General features: G+C 63.0%; 24 protein-coding genes. 12 read left to right on the forward strand and 12 right to left on the reverse strand.

Annotated elements, in window-relative coordinates:
- Nucleotides 1-8: 8 nt before the first annotated feature.
- The gene (locus OK351_RS11010) at nt 9-497 is read left to right on the forward strand and encodes a DUF2087 domain-containing protein (RefSeq protein ID WP_265158801.1); all 489 of its coding nucleotides are present in this window, start codon (nt 9-11) and stop codon (nt 495-497) included.
- Here the strand turns inward: OK351_RS11010 and OK351_RS11015 are convergent.
- Nucleotides 487-1,314, reverse strand: a complete 828-nt coding sequence (locus OK351_RS11015) for a spermidine synthase (RefSeq protein WP_265158802.1) — start codon at nt 1,312-1,314, stop codon at nt 487-489. The genes OK351_RS11010 and OK351_RS11015 overlap by 11 nt on opposite strands.
- Complete coding sequence (locus OK351_RS11020) at nt 1,307-1,822, reverse strand: GNAT family N-acetyltransferase (protein WP_265158804.1); 516 nt, start codon at nt 1,820-1,822, stop codon at nt 1,307-1,309. Before OK351_RS11020 ends, OK351_RS11015 begins: the two co-directional genes overlap by 8 nt.
- A gap of 184 nt (nt 1,823-2,006) precedes the next feature.
- Here OK351_RS11020 and OK351_RS11025 point away from each other — a divergent pair, with 184 nt between their 5' ends.
- The 3 genes from OK351_RS11025 to OK351_RS11035 all read left to right on the forward strand — a co-directional run bounded on the left by OK351_RS11025 (nt 2,007) and on the right by OK351_RS11035 (nt 3,765).
- Nucleotides 2,007-2,369, forward strand: a complete 363-nt coding sequence (locus OK351_RS11025) for a hypothetical protein (protein ID WP_265158805.1) — start codon at nt 2,007-2,009, stop codon at nt 2,367-2,369.
- A gap of 549 nt (nt 2,370-2,918) precedes the next feature.
- Nucleotides 2,919-3,152 (forward strand): hypothetical protein, encoded by a 234-nt coding sequence (locus OK351_RS11030; protein ID WP_265158807.1) that lies wholly within the window; start codon nt 2,919-2,921, stop codon nt 3,150-3,152.
- A gap of 160 nt (nt 3,153-3,312) precedes the next feature.
- Entirely contained in the window at nt 3,313-3,765 is a 453-nt protein-coding gene (locus OK351_RS11035; protein ID WP_265158809.1) for a hypothetical protein, read from the forward strand.
- 306 nt (nt 3,766-4,071) lie between these two features.
- Here the strand turns inward: OK351_RS11035 and OK351_RS11040 are convergent, their stop codons facing one another.
- Nucleotides 4,072-4,638, reverse strand: coding sequence for a type II toxin-antitoxin system RelE/ParE family toxin (locus tag OK351_RS11040; protein ID WP_265158811.1), 567 nt, complete (start codon nt 4,636-4,638; stop codon nt 4,072-4,074).
- Complete coding sequence (locus tag OK351_RS11045; RefSeq protein WP_265158813.1) at nt 4,635-4,943, reverse strand: type II toxin-antitoxin system Phd/YefM family antitoxin; 309 nt, start codon at nt 4,941-4,943, stop codon at nt 4,635-4,637. Before OK351_RS11045 ends, OK351_RS11040 begins: the two co-directional genes overlap by 4 nt.
- Nucleotides 4,944-5,239: 296 nt before the next feature.
- On the opposite strand from OK351_RS11045, the gene OK351_RS11050 reads away from it, so the two are divergent.
- Nucleotides 5,240-5,488 carry a type II toxin-antitoxin system Phd/YefM family antitoxin gene (locus OK351_RS11050; protein ID WP_265158815.1) on the forward strand — a complete coding sequence of 83 codons (249 nt, stop codon included), beginning with the start codon at nt 5,240-5,242 and terminating at the stop codon, nt 5,486-5,488.
- Nucleotides 5,485-5,751, forward strand: coding sequence for a Txe/YoeB family addiction module toxin (locus tag OK351_RS11055; RefSeq protein WP_265158817.1), 267 nt, complete (start codon nt 5,485-5,487; stop codon nt 5,749-5,751). The genes OK351_RS11050 and OK351_RS11055 overlap by 4 nt, the downstream gene beginning before the upstream one ends.
- Nucleotides 5,752-5,884: 133 nt before the next feature.
- Here the strand turns inward: OK351_RS11055 and OK351_RS11060 are convergent, their stop codons facing one another.
- The 5 genes from OK351_RS11060 to OK351_RS11080 all read right to left on the reverse strand — a co-directional run bounded on the left by OK351_RS11060 (nt 5,885) and on the right by OK351_RS11080 (nt 8,930).
- Nucleotides 5,885-6,574 (reverse strand): O-methyltransferase, encoded by a 690-nt coding sequence (locus OK351_RS11060; RefSeq protein ID WP_265158829.1) that lies wholly within the window; start codon nt 6,572-6,574, stop codon nt 5,885-5,887.
- Complete coding sequence (locus OK351_RS11065) at nt 6,574-6,885, reverse strand: thiamine-binding protein (RefSeq protein WP_265158831.1); 312 nt, start codon at nt 6,883-6,885, stop codon at nt 6,574-6,576. The genes OK351_RS11060 and OK351_RS11065 overlap by 1 nt, the downstream gene beginning before the upstream one ends.
- 54 nt (nt 6,886-6,939) lie before the next feature.
- Nucleotides 6,940-7,257 carry an AzlD domain-containing protein gene (locus OK351_RS11070; protein ID WP_265158833.1) on the reverse strand — a complete coding sequence of 106 codons (318 nt, stop codon included), beginning with the start codon at nt 7,255-7,257 and terminating at the stop codon, nt 6,940-6,942.
- Nucleotides 7,254-7,985, reverse strand: coding sequence for an AzlC family ABC transporter permease (locus tag OK351_RS11075; protein ID WP_265158835.1), 732 nt, complete (start codon nt 7,983-7,985; stop codon nt 7,254-7,256). The genes OK351_RS11070 and OK351_RS11075 overlap by 4 nt, the downstream gene beginning before the upstream one ends.
- Nucleotides 7,986-8,060: 75 nt before the next feature.
- Nucleotides 8,061-8,930, reverse strand: coding sequence for a glycerophosphodiester phosphodiesterase (locus OK351_RS11080; protein ID WP_265158837.1), 870 nt, complete (start codon nt 8,928-8,930; stop codon nt 8,061-8,063).
- A gap of 78 nt (nt 8,931-9,008) precedes the next feature.
- Here OK351_RS11080 and OK351_RS11085 point away from each other — a divergent pair, with 78 nt between their 5' ends.
- The 5 genes from OK351_RS11085 (at nt 9,009) to catA (ending at nt 13,758) form a co-directional block, all read left to right on the forward strand.
- Complete coding sequence (locus OK351_RS11085; RefSeq protein ID WP_265158839.1) at nt 9,009-10,265, forward strand: DUF445 domain-containing protein; 1,257 nt, start codon at nt 9,009-9,011, stop codon at nt 10,263-10,265.
- A gap of 159 nt (nt 10,266-10,424) precedes the next feature.
- The gene (locus OK351_RS11090) at nt 10,425-11,312 is read left to right on the forward strand and encodes a LysR substrate-binding domain-containing protein (protein WP_265158841.1); all 888 of its coding nucleotides are present in this window, start codon (nt 10,425-10,427) and stop codon (nt 11,310-11,312) included.
- Between the two features lie 4 nt (nt 11,313-11,316).
- The gene (locus tag OK351_RS11095) at nt 11,317-12,417 is read left to right on the forward strand and encodes a mandelate racemase/muconate lactonizing enzyme family protein (protein WP_265158843.1); all 1,101 of its coding nucleotides are present in this window, start codon (nt 11,317-11,319) and stop codon (nt 12,415-12,417) included.
- 27 nt (nt 12,418-12,444) lie between these two features.
- On the forward strand, nt 12,445-12,723 hold the full coding sequence (catC, locus tag OK351_RS11100) for a muconolactone Delta-isomerase (RefSeq protein ID WP_265158845.1): 279 nt from the start codon (nt 12,445-12,447) through the stop codon (nt 12,721-12,723).
- Nucleotides 12,724-12,900: 177 nt separating this feature from the next.
- A complete protein-coding gene (gene catA, locus OK351_RS11105) occupies nt 12,901-13,758 on the forward strand; it encodes a catechol 1,2-dioxygenase (protein ID WP_265158847.1) in 858 nt (285 codons plus the stop codon).
- A gap of 81 nt (nt 13,759-13,839) precedes the next feature.
- Here the strand turns inward: catA and OK351_RS11110 are convergent, their stop codons facing one another.
- Genes OK351_RS11110 through OK351_RS11120 form a run of 3 tightly spaced genes read right to left on the reverse strand, consistent with a single transcriptional unit; the run spans nt 13,840 to nt 16,894 of the window.
- A complete protein-coding gene (locus OK351_RS11110; RefSeq protein ID WP_265158849.1) occupies nt 13,840-14,622 on the reverse strand; it encodes a hypothetical protein in 783 nt (260 codons plus the stop codon).
- A gap of 56 nt (nt 14,623-14,678) precedes the next feature.
- Nucleotides 14,679-16,067 carry a xylulokinase gene (gene xylB, locus OK351_RS11115; RefSeq protein WP_265158851.1) on the reverse strand — a complete coding sequence of 463 codons (1,389 nt, stop codon included), beginning with the start codon at nt 16,065-16,067 and terminating at the stop codon, nt 14,679-14,681.
- A complete protein-coding gene (locus OK351_RS11120) occupies nt 16,064-16,894 on the reverse strand; it encodes a DeoR/GlpR family DNA-binding transcription regulator (protein ID WP_265158853.1) in 831 nt (276 codons plus the stop codon). Before OK351_RS11120 ends, xylB begins: the two co-directional genes overlap by 4 nt.
- Before the next feature lie 147 nt (nt 16,895-17,041).
- Between OK351_RS11120 and OK351_RS11125 the strand changes: the two genes are divergently transcribed.
- Nucleotides 17,042-18,373 (forward strand): MFS transporter, encoded by a 1,332-nt coding sequence (locus tag OK351_RS11125; protein WP_265158855.1) that lies wholly within the window; start codon nt 17,042-17,044, stop codon nt 18,371-18,373.
- Nucleotides 18,374-18,393 lie beyond the last annotated feature (20 nt).

Here is an 18,393-nt window from a genome sequence, read left to right on the forward strand (position 1 = left end):
GCGGGGGCATGAGCGGTTCATGGATCGAGGTCTTTGCGGGATTGAAGAATCCCGGGATGCGCAAGGTGCTGGGTGCCATCCTGTTGGGTCAGGCAGATCGGCTGGCATCCGACCGAACGACCACCAAGAACCTGGAGCGCTGGGAGAAATCCGGTTTACTCTCCCGGGACGGCTCCGGGTGGGCGCTGAACGAGAAAATGCTCAACGAGGTCCTGCGCTCCCAGGCCAAGCCGGCCACCGACCGTGAAGGTGTGGAGCGTTTCTTCACCGGCCTGCGGCTCGATACCCTGCCGGCCAAACCCGCCGAGCGTTTCGAGGTGCTGAAGTACATCCGGGACGCGGTGATCCAGCCAGACGATCGACTGACCGAGACCCAACTGAATGAACGGCTGCGGGTCATCCACCCGGATGTGGCCCTGGTGCGACGGTACATGGTGGACCACGGGCTGGTTCACCGGGCCGGTGACGGTTCGGTGTACACCCGGCCTACCCGGTGATCGGTGCGGCTCCTGCGATGAAGCGTTCCACGCCGGTGCCGGATACCAGCTGGGCCGGCAGGGGTGCGGTGCGCAGGTTTCGCTCGAAGGCCGCCCCCAATGGTAGCGGCTGGTCGCTGGCCAGGAACACGATGTTGCCGTAGCGCCGGCCCTTGAACATCGGCGGATCGGCGATCATTGCGACATGTCCGAACACCGAGCTGAGCGTTGCCGCTTCGGCCCGCGCGCCGGCCAGGTCCGCGGTATCCCCGCAGTTGATGAGATAGGTCCCGCCCACATCCAGCACCCGTTGGGCATGCCGGGCGTAGTCGACCGTGGTTAGTTCGCGCGGTGTGGTGTTCCCTGCGAAGACATCGCGGATGATCACATCCCGGCTGTGGTCGCTGAGGCCGGGCAACACCTGGCCGGCATCCCCGACCCGTAGCCGTACCAGCGGGGAACGGGGGATCTCGAAGTGCGTGCGCACCAATTCGGCCAGCTTGGCGTCGAGTTCCACCACCACCTGACGGGCGTTGTCATAGCTGGCCGCGACCCAGCGGGCCATGGAGCATCCGCCGCCACCCAGGTGCAGCACCCGGAGTTTGCGCTGCCTTCCGTCGAAGAGTTCGCGCGGGTATCCGAAGTCGAAGACCGGTTCCATCCAGCGCATGTACTCGAAATCCAGGAACGAGGGATCGTTCAGGTCGATGTGCGAGGACGAGACCCCGTTGACTTTCAGGATGTAGCGTCCGGCCCCGTAGGGGTCTGCTTCGATTTCGGCCAGGCCGGTGTCGATTTCGTACTGCCCGATAATCGTGGCGGCATCGCTCCTAGCCACGTTTGCGCACCATGCGGATTTCGCGCAGTCCGGCCCAACACCCGGTCAGGTCCTCACCAGTCCCGTCTGCGATGAAGCCATGCTTGGCGTAGAAGGCCCGGGCACGGGCGTTGGTCTCAATTACCCAGACCAAGGCGTCACGGCGGTTCAGCACGGTCTCCATCAGATGCTCGCCAAGCCCGGTGCCATAGAGCGGGGACAGGATGTAGAGCATGCCCAACTCGATCTCGACCCCGGTGTCCCTGTCCTCGTCAATGACCGGGGTCCCCCCGGCCAGGCCCACGATGGTGCCGTCGGCCAATTCGGCCACGTAGAACTGCGCACCGGAGGCTATGCCGCGTTCCCACCAGGCAACCTCGGCATCCAGTTTGTCCTTGTGTTCGTCGAAGAAGGATTCATCACGCAGATGCCCGTAGGCTTCCCGCCACGCCTGCTGCTTCATCATCAGTGCCGGACGGATGTCCTCGGCCTGGGCCAAACGAATTCGATAGTCACTTTTCAGTCCCACGCCCTCCAGCGTACGGCAGGCCATTGCACGTTGCCACACCACCACACCACACGTCGGTTTGGCCGTCATCACACCAGCAGCTGCACCGCCCTCCTACTTAAGTACCATTGAGCCGAACACTCCACTTTGAAAGACTGGCAGTTCGACCATTACCGACCCCGGTCCCTTTGGAGGTAGCCGCTTCGTGTCTCCGAATGAAAAGTTCGCATGGGTGGCGGCCGCCATGGTCACGGGCTTTTCGCTCATCATCTGCCTGGCCCCGGGGCTCTGGCTGGGTGTCGCGGCAGCGGTGCTGCTGATGGCGTGTTTTACCGCGGTGGCACAATTGGAACGGTCCGCCAAGGAATTGAACCGCCAGCATTGGTACTACATGGTGCCCTTGATCCTCTCCCCCAGCATCTGTGGGCTACTGGATACCGAGCTGGCCTTCTGGATCGGGCCGGTGATCGCGGCGGTCGGAGGGGCTGCAACCTACTATCTGGCCCGTGCCTTCCCGGTGATCACCGAACCGACTGCGGCCGGGCTGCTGCACTCGAACGGGGAATGAGCCCGAGCTGGTTGCAGTGCCAGCAGGTTTGCCGAACATCAGCCAGCCCCGCCGGCATGCATCGCTGCTCGCGATTGCTACAGCACGAAGTTCCCCGACCTGCCCAAGGTGAAATGCCCCAAGAATGGGTAAGGTCTGGGTGGTCATTCCACGATGACGCACAGTGAACGCCTCGACGTGCAGGCCCGACAGGAGCGCGGTACGCACATCCTGGACGAGGTAAGGTCGAGCGCGCCCTTTAGAGGTTATCGACGCCGATGACCCGTGGGGCACTGGCTCCCTTGACCCTACCGAACGCAGGATGCTGGAGAGCTGGACGTCAGCCGAGAGGCTTCCTGCGACGCTTCGGTTACGGTACGAGCTGTTTCCCGGTGAGGCCCTGAGACGACTTTTCGACGGCGTATGGACGGAAGTGACGTCGGAGCTGCTCGGAACTGCCTCGGAGGACCAAGCTGTCGGGTGGGGCATCCTGTACCCGACCACCGGTACGATCGATGTCGTTTCGAGCTTCGTTTCCCAGGCATATTGCACAGGAATGGGCACCTGGTCATGAGAAAGGAATCGGGGAATGACAACGGAGCAGAAAAAGTCGTCCCCCGCTCGGAAGAGTCTCGTAGTAGTTTTTTCTTGCTCGCAGTGGCCGCGATCAACATGCCTCGCGTCCCTCAGCTCGTCGACTACACCATGGTCGGTTGGGTTGTTGGAGAAACGTTGCTGCTGGCGGCGCTGGTGCTCGCATTCACCAACCATCGGACTCAGCCGAGGGCCAGCATTTCGGAATAGCCGGTGAGGTCGGCAAGACCTGAACCGAATCAATCGGGAACCCCTGCGACCACGGCCGCAGGGGTTCCTTCATGCATATCGGCTCTAGGCAGCAATCGAACGCGTAGCCGACAGCGTCGGCTCGGGATACCTTTCGACCTGTAAATCACGCCGTGGAGAGGTGCTCCTATTCCCGAGAACAACACACCCAGCGTCTGGATCGGCTGATTGGCCTGCTACAACGAAGGCCGTTCAGTGCGAGTGGTACGAACTGGGTAATGCCGCCAATGTCACCTTCGAGGAGACCCACAAGGCATCGCAGCGCGCTGTAGGCGACCACGAGGAACTGTGTGTCTTCGACCAAGAGAACCTGCCCGTCAAGGGCGCGTGCTCGCCGATGGACGTCGCACCTTGGGCCGAGGTCCACGAGACGTACCACGCGATCCTTGCCCGGTTACTCCTCGGTGAGGTGAATCCGGAGCAGGTGGTGTCGGATAGCAAGCTGAAACAATTCCTGCACGCGTTCCGGATGGCGGCCTACAACGTATCGATGATGTTGGCGACCGAGGTGCGCACGCATACCGGGTACACCGCGGTAAAGAACGAGACGCAAAACCTTGCCCGGCAGGCGTAACCCCAGACCGAGGATCTAGATCCGCGGGAGGATGGTCTCCTGGATGAGGTGCTGGATCGGCTGCCGACCGGTCGGGCGACCCGGCCACTGGGAGAGCTTTGCGATCGGCTCACTGCTACGGGGACGTTGCATCCGGGTACTGATCGGGTCCTGCGGTACCGGGTGAAAAGCCGGGGCTGAGCTGAAGTGAATTTTCAACCGATAGACAGGGCCCTGGCTTCATCGCGAATCATCAGCGTTCGCAACTACTTCTACGCCCATTAGTTGAAGCTCGATCACGATTACACCTGAATTTTGAAGAGCTGATCAACTACCTGGCTCGCGGGACCAGTGCTCAATGAGCCTCTGCTGGGCTTGCTGTTCGCTGAGTCCATGGATCTCACGTGCGGAAAGATGCAGTTGGTCTTTCAACGCTGTTTCCATCCACTGGGGCAGAGCGGATTCCTGTGCCGGTTCGGCGGTCGCTTCGACCGATTTGTAAAGGCGACCCATCTGGGTGATGACATCTTTGAGTGGTTGAATCTTTGGATCATCGCCCATGCGCGCAACGCGCGAGGTGAGTTCATCATAGACTTCATCATCTGAACGGGTGCCAACCGCCCAGATCTCGGAAATATCAAGGATTGGAAGGCCGGATGCGTCTTCAGTGATGCGCCAAACGATTCTCCAGTCACGATCGCCGGCAACTAGTTTGCGAAAACCAACCAGAGCGCCCAGAAGCGGCTCGCCGGCCTCTGGCGATTTTTCCAGTAACAGCATCTTCTTGAAAACGGCCCGCACGATCCGTAGGTCCTTCTTGTGAAGCCGGTGCAGATCGGATACTGCGTCTTCAGTCAGTCGGACGATACATAGGCGATCTTGAGAATGCTTCACGAATTCTTGGACTCAGCCTCTTCAACGTTCTCCGCTTCGAGCTCGGCGCGGTTTAGGTTGAAGAACTTCATTGCCTGATCAAGATCGGTGCGTACTCCGCTATCGGTAGCGAAGCGAGCCATCACTAGTGCGGCATCGCGTAGTGTGTCTCGGTCTTGGCGTAGTTGAGCGATCTCCTGGGCCGATACGACTTCGGCCACGACCTTGCCATGACGGGACAAAGAAGTATCTCGACCTGCTTCTGCGGCGGTAACCAGTGCAGAAAGACCCGCTCGAGATGCTTCAGTGATACTCAAGGTTGCCATACAGAAAACTATATAGATTTCTGCCTAGATTCCCAACCTGCTCAGCGGGAAACAAAGCAACCCGTTGATTCAAGCACTTCCACCCCCGGGAAAATAGGCCAAAACCAACGTTATGCAAAGTTGTAAAGCGATTATCGGCAGAACATGTAGATAGTCTTTCCTGCATAACTCCCGCACTGTCCCATGTCGAGGCGTCGATCGTGCATTGCCCGCCATTCGTTAGGCGGCAGGTTGGAGCCAGGACCCTTCAAGGCGGGCTAGAAGTGGTACCATATCTAGTACAACTAGGAGGCGATATGGCTATCACAACCAGCGAAGCACGTCGCGAACTTTTCCGCCTTATTGAACGCGTCAACCTTGACCACACCGAAGTTGAAATCATATCCAAGCGCGGATCAGCAGTGCTGATGTCGAAAGACGAATACGACTCTTTAGTTGAAACCAGCCACCTTCTACGCTCACCGAAAAACGCAGTACGCCTGCTTGCAGCTCTTGAAGCAGCAAGAAATGACCAGACCATAGAACACGGGCTTATTGATCCGTGAGCAGCAGACTACTGACCTGGACTGCCGAAGGATGGGAAGATTACGTCTACTGGCAGACCCAGGACCGCAAGACGCTCAAACGCATCAATCTTCTCATTGAAGACGTCCTACGTGACGATCCTTTCGAGGGTATTGGAAAACCTGAACCACTGAAGCATGCACTGGCTGGCGCCTGGTCACGTCGTATCGATGATGTCAATAGGTTGGTGTATGTCGCTGATGACCACTCAGTGACGATTCTGCAAGCCAAATACCACTACTGATCTGACTTTTTAGATGTCAAATACACCTCAAGGGATCCCGCCCCCTCGAGTTGTGAGACAGCGATTCAGGCATGTTACGTGGGTGGGAGCCGGTTGGTTTTCGGCAGAACGGCTAGCCTACCCGGCATCCTGGCTAGAGGACCCTGGCCACTGCCAATCCATCCCAGCCCTTGGCTCCCACGGTCTGTAAAGCCGTGGCATCGACCCGAGGATCCTTGCCCAGCCAAGCCAGCGCGTCCTGGACACCGCGAATATCCGCAGAGGCCTCGCCATGTTCATCGGGGTCGTCCAGGATGGCTCCATTGCGAACCACGTTATCCACGATCAACAGGGTTCCCGGCCGGGCCAGTTCAAGCCCCAGCCCCAGGTAGGTGACGTTGCTGCGCTTGTCCGCATCGATGAAGATCAGGTCGAACGGTTCAGTATTCTCATCGATCAGCGTGGCCAGGGTGTCGGCAGCGGGACCGATGTGGATCTGCACCCGATCCGCCAGGGCGGCACGCTCCAGGTTTTCCCGTGCCACCTTGGCATGCAACGGCTCGAATTCGCAGGTGACCACCTGACCGCTTTCACCCACACCTCGTGCCAGCCAACTGGTGGAAAATCCGCCGAGGGTGCCGATCTCCAGTACCCGGCGAGCGCCAACGAGTTCCGCCAGCAGTTTGAGCAGCTTACCTTGTGCAGCGGACACCTCGATCTGCGGCAGGCCCGAACGGTGCGCGTGCTCGCGGCCGGCGTCCAGGACCGGGTCGTTCAGCCCCAAGGCCCGGGCCACGTACTGGTCAACGGCGGCGGCATCATGTTCCGGCGAATGCCCGCTCATCAGGAATCTTTTCCCTCGGCAATGGCGGTCTCTAGCCGTCGGATCTTGCCGTCGAGTTCTCCGCTGTAACCGGGGCGGATATCCGCCTTGAGAACCAGCGAAACCCTGGACCCGTATTTGGCGACCGCGAAGGTCGCCTGCTTCACGACCTCCATGACTTCATCCCATTCACCTTCGATTTCGGTGAACATGGAGCTGGTCCGGTTCGGCAGGCCGGAGGCACGCACGATCTTGACGGCTTCGGCAACGGCGTCGTGCACCGAGGCATCGGCGCGGTCGGTACTGGGGGCAACTGAAAAGGCTACGATCATGTTCCCCACTGTGCCACCGCCGACCGCCTGCTGTCGACTGTTTAAGTCCCCGGGCTACGCGGCCAGGCCAGTCGCACGCAGCACGATGGCGGCCGCCGCTCCGGCAATCACCACCACCAGGAAAGGTGCCTTGAACAACAGGGCAATGGACGCGGCAGCCAGGGCACCGACGCGGGCATCGATGACCAGTTCCTGGCCCGAGGTGAAGGCGTTCATGGTGACCAACGAGGCCAGCAGCGCCACGGTGAGCGTGGCAGCGACCCGGGTCATCAACGCCGAGTCCAGCACGCTGCGGGGAACAAAATACCCCGATAGCTTGATGGCGAAGGCCAGGACGCAGGCCCCGGCGATCCACCAACTCAATTCGCTCACTGCATGCCTCCATCAATTTCTTGCCGCTTCCCGTGCTCGGTGGCCTGCTCTCCACGTTTGGCGCTGAGCACCGCATAGAGCACCGCAGCGGCGGCGGCGATCAGGATCGGCATGCCCGGGGCGGTCAGGGGTACCGCCAACGCGGTGACGACCCCGGCGGCGAGGGCAATCATGATCGGTTCCATTCCCTTCAGCCGCGGCCAGAGCAGCCCGAGGAATGCGGCAACAGCTGCGCCGTCCAGTCCCCAGGCGGCCGGGTCTCCCAGGGATTCACCCAGCAGCGCGCCCACCAGTGTGAACAGGTTCCACAGGATGAAGACACCGAGTCCGGCAGTCCAGAAACCGCGCGCCCGCTCGGCGAGACTGTTCTGCGACAGCGAGGTGGCGGTGGACTCGTCGATGGTCACATGGGCCATCATCGGCACCTGCCTGGCGCGGGGGCGCAGCGTCTGCTTGATCTGCATGCCGTAGACCGCGTTGCGCACCCCCAGCAGCGAGGCGGCGGTGAAGGCGGCGGCCCCGGTCCCTCCCCCGGCGATGACCCCGATGAAGGCGAATTGCGATCCCCCGGTGAACATGATGGCGCTCAGTGCCACGGTCTGCCACAGATCCAAGCCCGCGGCGATCGACAGTGCCCCGAAGGAAACACCGTACAGGCCGGTGGCAATGGCAATCGAGACCCCCATCCGGGTGGCCGGGGTCAACAGTTCCCTAGTGCTTCCCGGCATCATCACGCATCCTGCAGCCCGCGCATTTCCCGGCCTGACATGCTTGGCCGGTTGTCATTGCTCTATCCACGCCCATCAGCTTAGCCCGGATCGGGCGCGAAGGACCTGAGGGTGGTTGCTGGTCAGCTGGCGTACTCCCAGTCCATGGAGGTAACGGGCATCTGCCACCGAATCCACGGTCCAGATCCGCGGCACCAGGCCGCGGTCAATCCATTGGCGTACCTGGGCCTCGTTGTCGCGCACCCACTGGACGCCGGGGCCGATCATGCCTACTGTCCCCTGCTCGATCACCTCGATACCCTCGATGACGGAACGTTGCAGCACCCGGTAGACCTCGGCCCGGTTGTGCTGCCCGGTGGCCACCAGTTCCTCCACCCAGTCGGCATCCACTTCGGTGATCAGCTGGCAGAGCAGTTGCGGGTTGACCAGTCCGGCCAGGTACCGGTTGGACTGCGGTTCGAAGCTCATGATGCTGATCTGGATCTGCCCGTGACTTCCGGCCTTGCCGGTGCGGGGATCAAACCCGTGGGAATGCAGCACCTGGAGCACGGTGTCCTCCAGACCACGCCCGGCCGGGCTGGGGTGCTTGATTTCCACGGCCAACCCCAGCCGAACGCCCCGTTTGTCGATGAGCGTCAACAGCTCGTCCAGGGTCACCAACTGCTCGTCCATGGCGCCGTACTCGGCCGGTATCACCGTATCGCGCAGCACCGTGAAATCCATGGCCTTCAGCTCGGCCAGGGTGTAGCCGCCCACCGGCCCGGAGGCGTTCGAGGTGCGGTTCACCGTGGGGTCGTGGTGGCAGACGACCTGGCCATCCGCACAGAGGTGCACATCGCATTCAATACCGTCAGCCCCTTCGTCGATCGCCTGCAGGTAGGCGGCCCGGGTATTTTCGGCGTACTTGGCGGAGCTTCCGCGATGGGCGTAGAACAACGTTTCCATGCCTCTACGCTACTTGTAACCCGGGCACCGGGCGTGGGTGCCACGTCGCCGGGTGGGGCAATCGGTACAGTTGGGCGCATGCCCCAGCTACTTGATCCGCGGGCGCAGGCACTGCGCAACATGAAACGCTTGGCCACCACACTCTTTGCCGTGATGTGCCTGCTGTTTGTGATCAGTCTGCTGCTGATGCAGAGCTGGCCGGCCTTCGGCTACCTGAAGGCCGCGGCCGAGGGTGGCATGGTGGGGGCTGTGGCCGACTGGTTCGCGGTCACGGCCATCTTCCGGCACCCGTTGGGGTTGAGGATCCCGCATACCAACCTGATCCAGCGCAAGAAGGACGAGCTGGGTGAATCCTTGGGCGGTTTCGTCCAGGAGAACTTCCTTTCCGCCCCCGTCGTGGCCCGGAAGCTGCGTGCCGCCGGGCTGCCCGAACGTGCCGGCCGCTACCTGTCCTCCCCGGACGGTGCCGGGAAGGCGTCGACCCAAGCGGCCGTCACCGCCCGCGGGGCCCTGGATATGCTGGATGACGAGCAGGTCCTCACCGTCCTGCAGGCCCTGGCCCATGACTACATGGTGGCCCCGGAATGGTCCACCACCCTGGGCGCCCTAGGCGGCAAGATGCTGGCCGATGGGCATCATGAACAGGCGTTGACCCTGCTGGCCGAGCGTGCCGGTGCCTGGGTGCGGCAACATCCCGAGGTCTTCCGCGAGGTGATAGCTTCCCAGTCCCCCGGCTGGGTGCCACGCGTGGTCGATGAACTGCTGGCGCAGAAGATCCACCGTGAACTGACCGCACTGCTGAAGACGGTCACCCGCAACGCGGAGCACCCGTTGCGCCGGGCGGTGACCCGATGGTTGGTCGATTTCACCGACGCCATGCAGCACGATGCCGACACCATCGCCAAGGTCGAACTATTCAAGCATTCGTTGCTGACCGACCAGCAGTTGCGCGAACTGGCGATCCGGGGCTGGGGATCGTTGAAGGCCGGGCTGCACCAGTCCCTGGCCAACCCCGAGTCCGCGCTGCGAGTGGCCCTGCTCGGGGCCGTCACCGCGTTTGGGCATCGCCTGTTGGACGACCAGCCGTTGCGCCAGTCCCTCGAGGATCGGTTGATCGCTATGGTCGAACGCCTGGTACGGGGTCACGGTTCCACGCTGGCGGGGCTGGTCAGTGACACCGTCCAGGCCTGGGACCCGGCCGAGGCCAGCGCCAAGTTGGAGCTCCAGGTCGGCCGGGATCTGCAGTTCATCCGCATCAACGGCACGGTCATCGGCGCCCTGGCCGGGTTGGTCATCTTTTCCATCGGCCAGCTGATCCTCGCCCTCTGGGGGTAGCCCAGCCCCGGTACCTGTCGCGCCTTGGCACCAGGTATTGATACTTGTAAGCTCTGAATAGAGCAAGAATAAGTATTTCTAACCACTGGATCACAGCGCTAGAGTTGCCTCGATGCGTCCGCCGTGCAACTGGCGCACGGTTCGACGATCGGAGCACCCATGGACACCAGACATCTGCGCTACTTCGTCGCCGTCGCCGAGGAACGCCACTTCGGCCGCGCGGCGTTGCGCCTGCACATGGCACAACCTCCCCTGTCCCAGCAGATCAAGCAACTCGAAGATCAATTGGGGACCCAGTTGCTGATCCGCACCACCCGCAAGGTCGAACTCACCGCCGCCGGAGAGCTGCTGCTCACCCGCGCACGGGCACTGCTTGAGGAACACGAACAGCTGGCCCGCGACGTGCGCACCGTGGGAGAAGGCGCCTCCGGCGTACTACGTCTGGGGTCCACTGGCAGCGCCACGTACCGGATCATGCCGCGCATCATCGAGGCCACCACCCGGCAGATGCCCGGGATGCAGCTCAATGTCCAGGGCGAGATGCTTACCCCGCAGATGGAAGAGGCCCTGGTCGAGGGTCGCCTGGATGTGGCGATCCTGCGCCCACCGGTGCGCAGCGACCAGGTGGACTACGTGCTGATGGAACAGGACAAGCTCTCCGTTGCTTTGCCTGCCGACCACCCCTTAGCCCAGCTCGACACGGTGCACATTGACCAGCTAGTCGAGCTGGATTTCGTCTGCTACCCGCAGTCCTCGGCCGTCACCACCATCACCTTTGAGGCCTGCCGCCGCGCCGGCTTCACTCCCCGCGTGGCCCAGGTGGCCCGGGAAACCTCCACCCTGCTCACCTTCGTGGCCGCCGGGCTGGGCATCGGGCTGGTGCCCACCACCAACTACCTGCCGCATAGCGGCCGGATCGCCTTCCGCCCCCTAGCCAACGCTCCCGCCGTCGACTTGGCCATGGCTTGGAAATCCGGCAACGACTCCGCCCTGGTGCGCAATTTCCTCGATCTGTGTGCACCACCGCTTACCAAGGAAGGACCATGACACCATGAAAATCCAGCGGATCGAGGCGATCCCCTACGCCATCCCGTACACCCACCCCTTGCGGTTCGCCAGTGGGGAGGTGCATACGGCCGATCATGTCCTGGTGCGTATCCACACCGATGCCGGGCTGGTCGGCACCGCCGACGCTCCCCCGCGCCCGTACACGTACGGGGAAACCCAGGCCTCGATCATCGAAATAGTGCAGGAGATCTTCGCCCCGCAACTGATCGGGCTGGACATCCTGGACCGGGCCAAGATCCGCGCGGTCATGGACCGCACCATCAACAACCAGGTCGCCAAGGGCGCGGTGGATATCGCAGTGTGGGATGCCGTGGGCCAAATGCTGGGCACCAGCGTGCACAAGCTGCTCGGCGGTTACACCGATTCCATGAGGGTCAGCCACATGCTCGGTTTCCGCCCGGCACAGGAACTGCTGGACGAGGCCTTGCGCTTCGGACAGGAATACGGGATCACCACTTTCAAACTCAAGGTGGGCCGCCGGCCATTGGCCCTGGATATCGAGGCCTGCCATGTACTGCGTGAGGGCCTGGGCGATGACGTGGAAATCTATCTGGATGCCAATCGGGGATGGACAGCCAACGAGGCCTTGGAGGTCCTGCGCCGCACCGAGGGACTGGGGCTGACCATGCTCGAAGAACCCTGCGACGCCAAGGAAGCCATGAGCCGGCGCCGACTGGTGGAACATTCGCCCATCCCCATCGTCGCCGACGAATCGGTTCCCACCGCCGGGGATGTCTCACGCGAGCTGCTCTCCGGGGGTGCCAACGCGATCTGCATCAAGACCGCCCGCTCCGGCTTCACCGAGGCCACCGAGGTCCTGGGACTATGCACCGGGCTGGGCGTGGATGTGACCATGGGCAACCAGATCGACACGCAGGTCGGATCGTTGGCCACCGTGACCTTCGGTGCAGCCTTCGAGGCCACCAGCCGGCGCGCCGGCGAACTATCGAATTTCCTGGACATGGCCGATGACCTGTTGGCCGATCCGATCCGGATCCGCGATGGCCGGATCTCGGTGCGCAACCTGCCTGGCGTGGGTGCCACCATCGATGAAGACAAGCTGGCGCATTATCGCCAGGCCTGACCCACCCACCTATACCGAGGAGTTCCCATGCTGTTCCTAGCCCGTATGGACGTGACATTTCCCGAATCGCTGACCGACGAGCAGGTCACCGAATTCCAGGCCCGCGAAAAGGCGTATTCCGGACAGCTGCAGCGCAGCGGAAAGATGGTCGGGCTGTGGCGAATCGTCGGCGAATACGCCAACCATTCGCTTTTTGAGGTCGATTCCAACGACGAACTACACCAGATCCTCTCCGGATTCCCGATGTACGCGTACATGAAAATCAAGGTGACCGCACTGGCCAAGCACCCGAATTCCCTAGGCTGACCAACGTCTGTCGCGGCCACCTGCATTGATATGCAGATCGTCCTATTGGAGCGGAAATAGGTATTTCCCTGCACACTATGACGCGGATTACAGTGGCTGTAACCGCAAGCGATAACCGGCCCCTGCGGCCCGGCCACCCGCCACACACGCACACCACACGAAAACAAGGGAGTCGCCATGAGCACCGAAACCCCAGCCGAGGCCACCGCCGCCAAGTCGGGCAATGCCGCCACGGACAGGTTCCGCCAGTCCGGCAAATTGGGCAACGTCCAGGCCTCGACCGAGCGCGTGAACTTGTTGGCCAGCCGCCTGGTCAAGGCCGCCAACGACATCATCCTCGAAGAGCGCGTGAGCTACGACGAGTTCAACGCGCTGAAGGCCTGGCTGATCAAGGTCGGCGAGGACGGCGAATGGCCGCTGTTCCTGGATGTCTGGCTTGAGCACTCGGTGGAGGATGTCGCCACCGACCATCGTGAAGGCAACAAGGGCTCGATCGAGGGCCCCTACTACGTGCCGGAGGCGCCGACCCAGCAGTCCCCCGCCACCATCTCAATGCGCGAGGACGAGAAGGGCACCGACCTGCTTTTCCAAGGCCAGGTCCGTTCCACCGACGGCAGCGTCCTGAAGGATGCCAAGGTCGAACTGTGGCATGCAGATGAGGAGGGGTTCTACTCGCAGTTCGCCCCGCGAATCCCGGAATGGAACCTGCGTGGTACCTTCCTGGTGGACGAGGAAGGCAATTTCCAGATCAACACCAAGCAACCGGCACCGTACCAGATCCCGACCGACGGCGCCTGCGGGCAGCTGATTGCCGCCGCAGGTTGGCATGCCTGGCGTCCGGCCCACCTGCATCTGAAAGTTTCGGCACCGGGACACGAGTTGCTCACCGCGCAGCTGTACTTCCCGGGTGACGAGCACAATGACGACGACATCGCCAACGCGGTCAAGCCGGAACTGATGCTGGATGTCCAGCCTGCAGAGTCGGGCGAAGGCAAGCAGGTCACCTACGACTTCGTGCTGGACCCAGTCAAGTAGCCAGCAGGATCACGGGGTTCCGGGTGGAAACCGCAAGGTTTATCCGCCCGGAACCCCGTGTTTTTCATGAACCCGTGCCGCCTATCGGCCTTTGCCTGGTGCTTCGACGATTTCCTCGTCGAGGATATCCGGATCGTCCAGTTCAAGCTGCTTCTGGTTGACCGTGGGGATCCCGGCGAAGGCGGTGGCCGCGGTATCGATGACCCGCCTGGCCAGGTACCGGTTACCGGCGCCGCCGATGACCGCACCGATCCCGAAGGGCACCACACGGCCCAGCACGCTGGCCGCCTGGGTCCCTACGACCTTGCGCATGAACCTCTTCTGCAGGGTGTTCTGCATGGAGGTGTAGAAGCTGGCGGGCTTGCCCGCGCCGAAGGCCCTCGCCCAGCCCTTGACCGGCCCGCCACCGCGTCCGGCGGCCTGGGCGGTCAGCCCGGCAATCATCGAGCTGCCTTCCTCGCCCATCAACACGGCCATGACCAGCACACGGGAACGATCCGGGTCCTCGATGGCGATCCCGTGCAATTCGGCCAGTGCCTGCGCGTAGAGCGCGCTGGCTTCCAGGAAGCCCAGGGTCGCGGCCACCGAAAGACCGAGCGCCGCTGTGGTGCCCACGGCCGGAACGGCCGCGGTACCGCCGACCGCCGCTCCCGAACCGGTGGCAACGGCCAGGTAGTTGCGCTCGACAATCTTGGCCAGCTGGGCGCTGGAGGCTTCCGGATGCTTGCGGCGCAACCGCTTGAGATAGGCCAGGACGATGGGACGCTGTACACCGATCCCCTTCAGGATGGCCTGCTGAACCCCGGAGCGGGGTTTCCCGTTCGAATCGAAAAGGGACATGGTGATGGGATCTTTGCTCATCATGCCACTACTCTAGCGACCGCAAATGGTAGTTTGCCTTTAATGTCCAGCCAGCCGACCTAGTTCCAACCCTCGGTGGAATCCCGGGTTGCCGCATAGCGTTCGTAGACCCCGGGACGGGGAACCGCCTCGTAGCGTTGCGACGCCGCGGTATTCCACTGGGGAGGCTCGGCGTGGCCGCTGATCGCCCATGCCGCCTGGCGGGCGGCACCCAGTGCGACGTATTCGGCGGTGGCCGGGACCTCGACCGCAACCCCGAAGATTTCCGGCGCGATACGGCGCACTGCCTCGGACTGGGCTCCGCCGCCAATGAGCAGGATCCTGCCGGTGGGGACACCGGTGGCCTGTTCCAGTGCGGCAACCGCATCCTTCATGGAGCACAGCAGCCCTTCGACAAAGGCGCGCGCGATGTCTTCCCGGGTCGTCGAGGTGCGCAGCCCATGCACCAGGCCGGTGGCGGTGGGCCGGTTGGGTGTGCGCTCTCCACCCAAATACGGCAGCACCACAGCCCCTGAGGACCCCGCCGGGGCGCTGAGCGCCAGGTCGGAGAACTGCCGCTGGTCCACCCCCAGCATGCGCGCCCCGAAATCCAGGACCGGCGCCCCATTCAAGGTGCAGGCCAGCGGGAGGTAACGGTTGGTGGCATCCACGAACCCGTTGACCATCCCGCTACCGTCATGGACGCTGTGCTCAACCACTGCCGAGGCGACCCCGGAGGTGCCAATCGAGATGCACACGTCCCCCGGCTGCAGCCCCAAACCCAGTGCTGCGGCCATATTGTCCCCGGTGCCCGCCGCAATGCTCGCACCGCTGCGGGTTTCACCGACCAGCTCGCTGGCCCCGGCCAGCCGGGGCAGTTCGATGTCGTGTCCCAGCGCCATGGTCGCGACCTCGGGTAGGAACCGGCGTTCGGAGGTGGAATAGTACCCGGTACCCGAGGCGTCCCCGTGGTCGGTGGTGGCCTCCTGGCAACCACCGAGCTGCCAGGTGAGGTAGTCGTGGGGCAGCAGCACCCGTTCGGTCCGCCGGGCATTCTCCGGTTCGTTCTCGCGCATCCAGCGCAGCTTGCTGGCGGTCAGCGAGGCAACCATGACGCTGCCTACCTTGTCGGCGCAGGCCTGCGCGCCGCCGAGTTCCTCGACCAGGTCACGGGCCTGCGCGGCCGAGGAGGTGTCGTTCCACAGCATCGCCTCGCGCACTGGCCGTCCCCGGGAATCCAGGGCAACCATTCCGTGCTGCTGACCGGCCACGGAGAGGGCCTGCGCCTGCTCAACGAGCCCGTCGGAGGTGGCCTTCAGCGCCCGGATCCAATGGGCCGGATCCACCTGCGTGCCCGGCGGGTGCGGTTGGCGGCTGGCGGCCTTGGTTTCACCGGTTTCGGCGTCGACCAACAGGGCCTTGCATGATTGGGTAGACGAGTCGATACCCAGGACGTATGTGGTAGTCATGATTGGCTCCCAACCGGGTTGGCGGCGACATGGACATCCAGGCCCAGGGCCCGCAACTGTTCGCGATGGGCGGTATCCACCTGGTCGTCGATCACGATATCGTCGAATTCCTGCAGGGCCATCACGTGATAGAGGCCCGCGCCCTCGAACTTGCTACCATCGGCCAACAACACCTTCCGACCGCCCATTTTCAACAGGGCCGCCTTGGTCTGCGCGGCCTCGGCATCGGGATGCAGCAGCACGCCGTTCTTGATGGCGGTGGTGGAGACGAAAACCACGTCGCAGGTCAGCCGGCGGGCCTGCTCGACCACGACCGACCCGAGGAAGGAATCGGTTTCGGCATAGTACTGCCCGCCCAGGCCGACCATGGGGATCTGCTGCGCCACGGCCTGGTTCATCAGGTCCAGGGAGTGGGTAATAACGGTGGAGGGAGCGCACGCGGAAAGGTGGGCGCCGAGGGCACCGACGGTGGTGGAGTCATCCAGGGCAATCACGGCCCCAGCCGGAATCAGTTGCGCTGCCGTGGCGGCCAGCTGCTCCTTGACCTCCGCATTCAGGTGCCGACGCAGCCTGACGTCCCGTTCGGCCAACCGTGCGGTGATCGCCCGCGCCCCGCCGCGCACACGCTCAAGCCGGCCATCGGCGGCCAGGGTGTCCAAATCGCGGTGGATGGTCATGGCACTGACACCGAAATGCTCTGCCAGGTCCTCAACCCGGACGTTGCGAACCTTGTTGACATAACTGGTCACTTCATCCCGGCGGTGTTCCGGGGGCAGCCCGTGTACGGCGATCTCGCTGTGCCCTTGGGTTGATTCGTCATTTCTCACAACTTCGATGATAGATGCTTCACCTCGAGCTTCCAAGAGCTGGGGTTCGGAAGAATATTTAACATAAAAGCTGTTGAGTTTGTTCGTTTGGTGTTAGATTGATTGCGGTCGCAGAGAACCGGGACCGCATGCATGCAAAGGAGCAAAATGAGCCAGGACCCCAACGCAGCCCCCTCGGCATGGGAGCAGCGCCCGCCGTTGCTTGAAAGGATGGGCCTTCCGCGTCCGCTGTTGTGGGGGTTCGTCGGCCTGATGATCTTCATGATCGGCGACGGGGTGGAAACCAACATCCTGGCACCGTTCCTCACCGGCGACCATGGTTTCACCATTCCACAGGCAGGGACCCTGGTCACCGTCTACGGTGTCGCCGTGGCCATCGCGGCCTTCCTTTCCGCTTCCCTCTCCGACCTCTGGGGGCCACGCAAGGTGATGTTCATCGGCGCGGGCATCTGGGTGGTCTTCGAGCTGCTTTTCCTCCTGGTGGCGTTGAACTCCTCGAACACCGCCCTGATCTTCCTCTCCTACGGGTTGCGCGGCTTCGGCTACCCGTTCTTCGCCTACGGGTTCCTGGTCTGGATCAGCGCGACCGCCACCGCCAAACGACTGGCTGTGGCCATCGGTTGGTTCTACGTGGCCTTCAGCGCCGGGCTACCCACCCTCGGCGCCCTGACCGCCACCGCTTCCCTGGACATCTTCGGGCTGGACTACTACCAGACCCTGTGGCTCTCCCTGGCCCTGGTGGTTCTCGGCGCCGCCGTGGCCCTGGTGGGAATCAAGGAAAAGACCGGACGCGGGCCCCTGGTGGAGAACCCCGAACAGGTCTGGCAGACCCTGAGCTTCGGCCTGCGGCTGCTGGTGGGCAACCGCAAGGCCCTGATGGTGATGCTCACGCGCACCATCAACTCCGTCCCCACGTACGGTATGGCCATTTTCTTCCCCGCCCTGTTTGTTGAGCGTTTCGGCTGGAGCGTGGGACAGTTCCTGATCCTGACCACGGTCATCTACGCGGTGAACATCCCCTGCAACCTGTTCTTCGGCGCCCTGGGCGACAAGCTGGGCTGGTCCCGGACGGTGACCTGGTTCGGGGCGGCGCTCTGCGCCGTGTCGATGGCCGGGCTCTACCTGGTGCCCTCCTATGCCGTGGACCAGGGCTGGGAGTCGGCCTACGGCCTGACCCTGCTGGTCGGCGCGGTCTTCGGCATCGGGCTGGCCGGCTTCGTTCCGCTCTCGGCCATCGCGGTGTCGCTGGCCCCGAAGAACCCCGGAGCGGCGATGGCCTCCTACAACCTGGGCATCGGTGCGGCGGTCTTCGCCGGACCGCTGCTGGTCGCGGTGCTCTACACCCCGCTGGGGGCGGCCGGAATGGTCTATTTGTTCGCGGCACTCTACCTGGTGGCCGCCCTCATGTCCCATGCCCTGCGCGGAACCCAACCGGGATTCGCCGGCGTTCCGCTGCCGTCCCCCGAACGGGTCTCCTAGCCCCTGGCCGCTGCGGCATA

The organism is Glutamicibacter sp. MNS18 (genome assembly GCF_026107515.2).
Lineage (GTDB): Bacteria > Actinomycetota > Actinomycetes > Actinomycetales > Micrococcaceae > Glutamicibacter.

What these genes read in the sequence shown, in the direction of transcription:
- OK351_RS11010 (WP_265158801.1), top strand. Translation starts at nt 9, where the DNA reads ATGAGCGGTTCATGGATCGAGGTCTTTGCGGGATTGAAGAATCCCGGG.
- OK351_RS11030 (WP_265158807.1), top strand. Translation starts at nt 2,919, where the DNA reads ATGAGAAAGGAATCGGGGAATGACAACGGAGCAGAAAAAGTCGTCCCC.
- OK351_RS11045 (WP_265158813.1), bottom strand. Translation starts at nt 4,943, where the DNA reads ATGGCAACCTTGAGTATCACTGAAGCATCTCGAGCGGGTCTTTCTGCA.
- OK351_RS11050 (WP_265158815.1), top strand. Translation starts at nt 5,240, where the DNA reads ATGGCTATCACAACCAGCGAAGCACGTCGCGAACTTTTCCGCCTTATT.
- OK351_RS11060 (WP_265158829.1), bottom strand. Translation starts at nt 6,574, where the DNA reads ATGAGCGGGCATTCGCCGGAACATGATGCCGCCGCCGTTGACCAGTAC.
- OK351_RS11065 (WP_265158831.1), bottom strand. Translation starts at nt 6,885, where the DNA reads ATGATCGTAGCCTTTTCAGTTGCCCCCAGTACCGACCGCGCCGATGCC.
- OK351_RS11075 (WP_265158835.1), bottom strand. Translation starts at nt 7,985, where the DNA reads ATGCCGGGAAGCACTAGGGAACTGTTGACCCCGGCCACCCGGATGGGG.
- OK351_RS11080 (WP_265158837.1), bottom strand. Translation starts at nt 8,930, where the DNA reads ATGGAAACGTTGTTCTACGCCCATCGCGGAAGCTCCGCCAAGTACGCC.
- OK351_RS11085 (WP_265158839.1), top strand. Translation starts at nt 9,009, where the DNA reads ATGCCCCAGCTACTTGATCCGCGGGCGCAGGCACTGCGCAACATGAAA.
- OK351_RS11090 (WP_265158841.1), top strand. Translation starts at nt 10,425, where the DNA reads ATGGACACCAGACATCTGCGCTACTTCGTCGCCGTCGCCGAGGAACGC.
- OK351_RS11095 (WP_265158843.1), top strand. Translation starts at nt 11,317, where the DNA reads ATGAAAATCCAGCGGATCGAGGCGATCCCCTACGCCATCCCGTACACC.
- catC (WP_265158845.1), top strand. Translation starts at nt 12,445, where the DNA reads ATGCTGTTCCTAGCCCGTATGGACGTGACATTTCCCGAATCGCTGACC.
- catA (WP_265158847.1), top strand. Translation starts at nt 12,901, where the DNA reads ATGAGCACCGAAACCCCAGCCGAGGCCACCGCCGCCAAGTCGGGCAAT.
- OK351_RS11110 (WP_265158849.1), bottom strand. Translation starts at nt 14,622, where the DNA reads ATGATGAGCAAAGATCCCATCACCATGTCCCTTTTCGATTCGAACGGG.
- xylB (WP_265158851.1), bottom strand. Translation starts at nt 16,067, where the DNA reads ATGACTACCACATACGTCCTGGGTATCGACTCGTCTACCCAATCATGC.
- OK351_RS11125 (WP_265158855.1), top strand. Translation starts at nt 17,042, where the DNA reads ATGAGCCAGGACCCCAACGCAGCCCCCTCGGCATGGGAGCAGCGCCCG.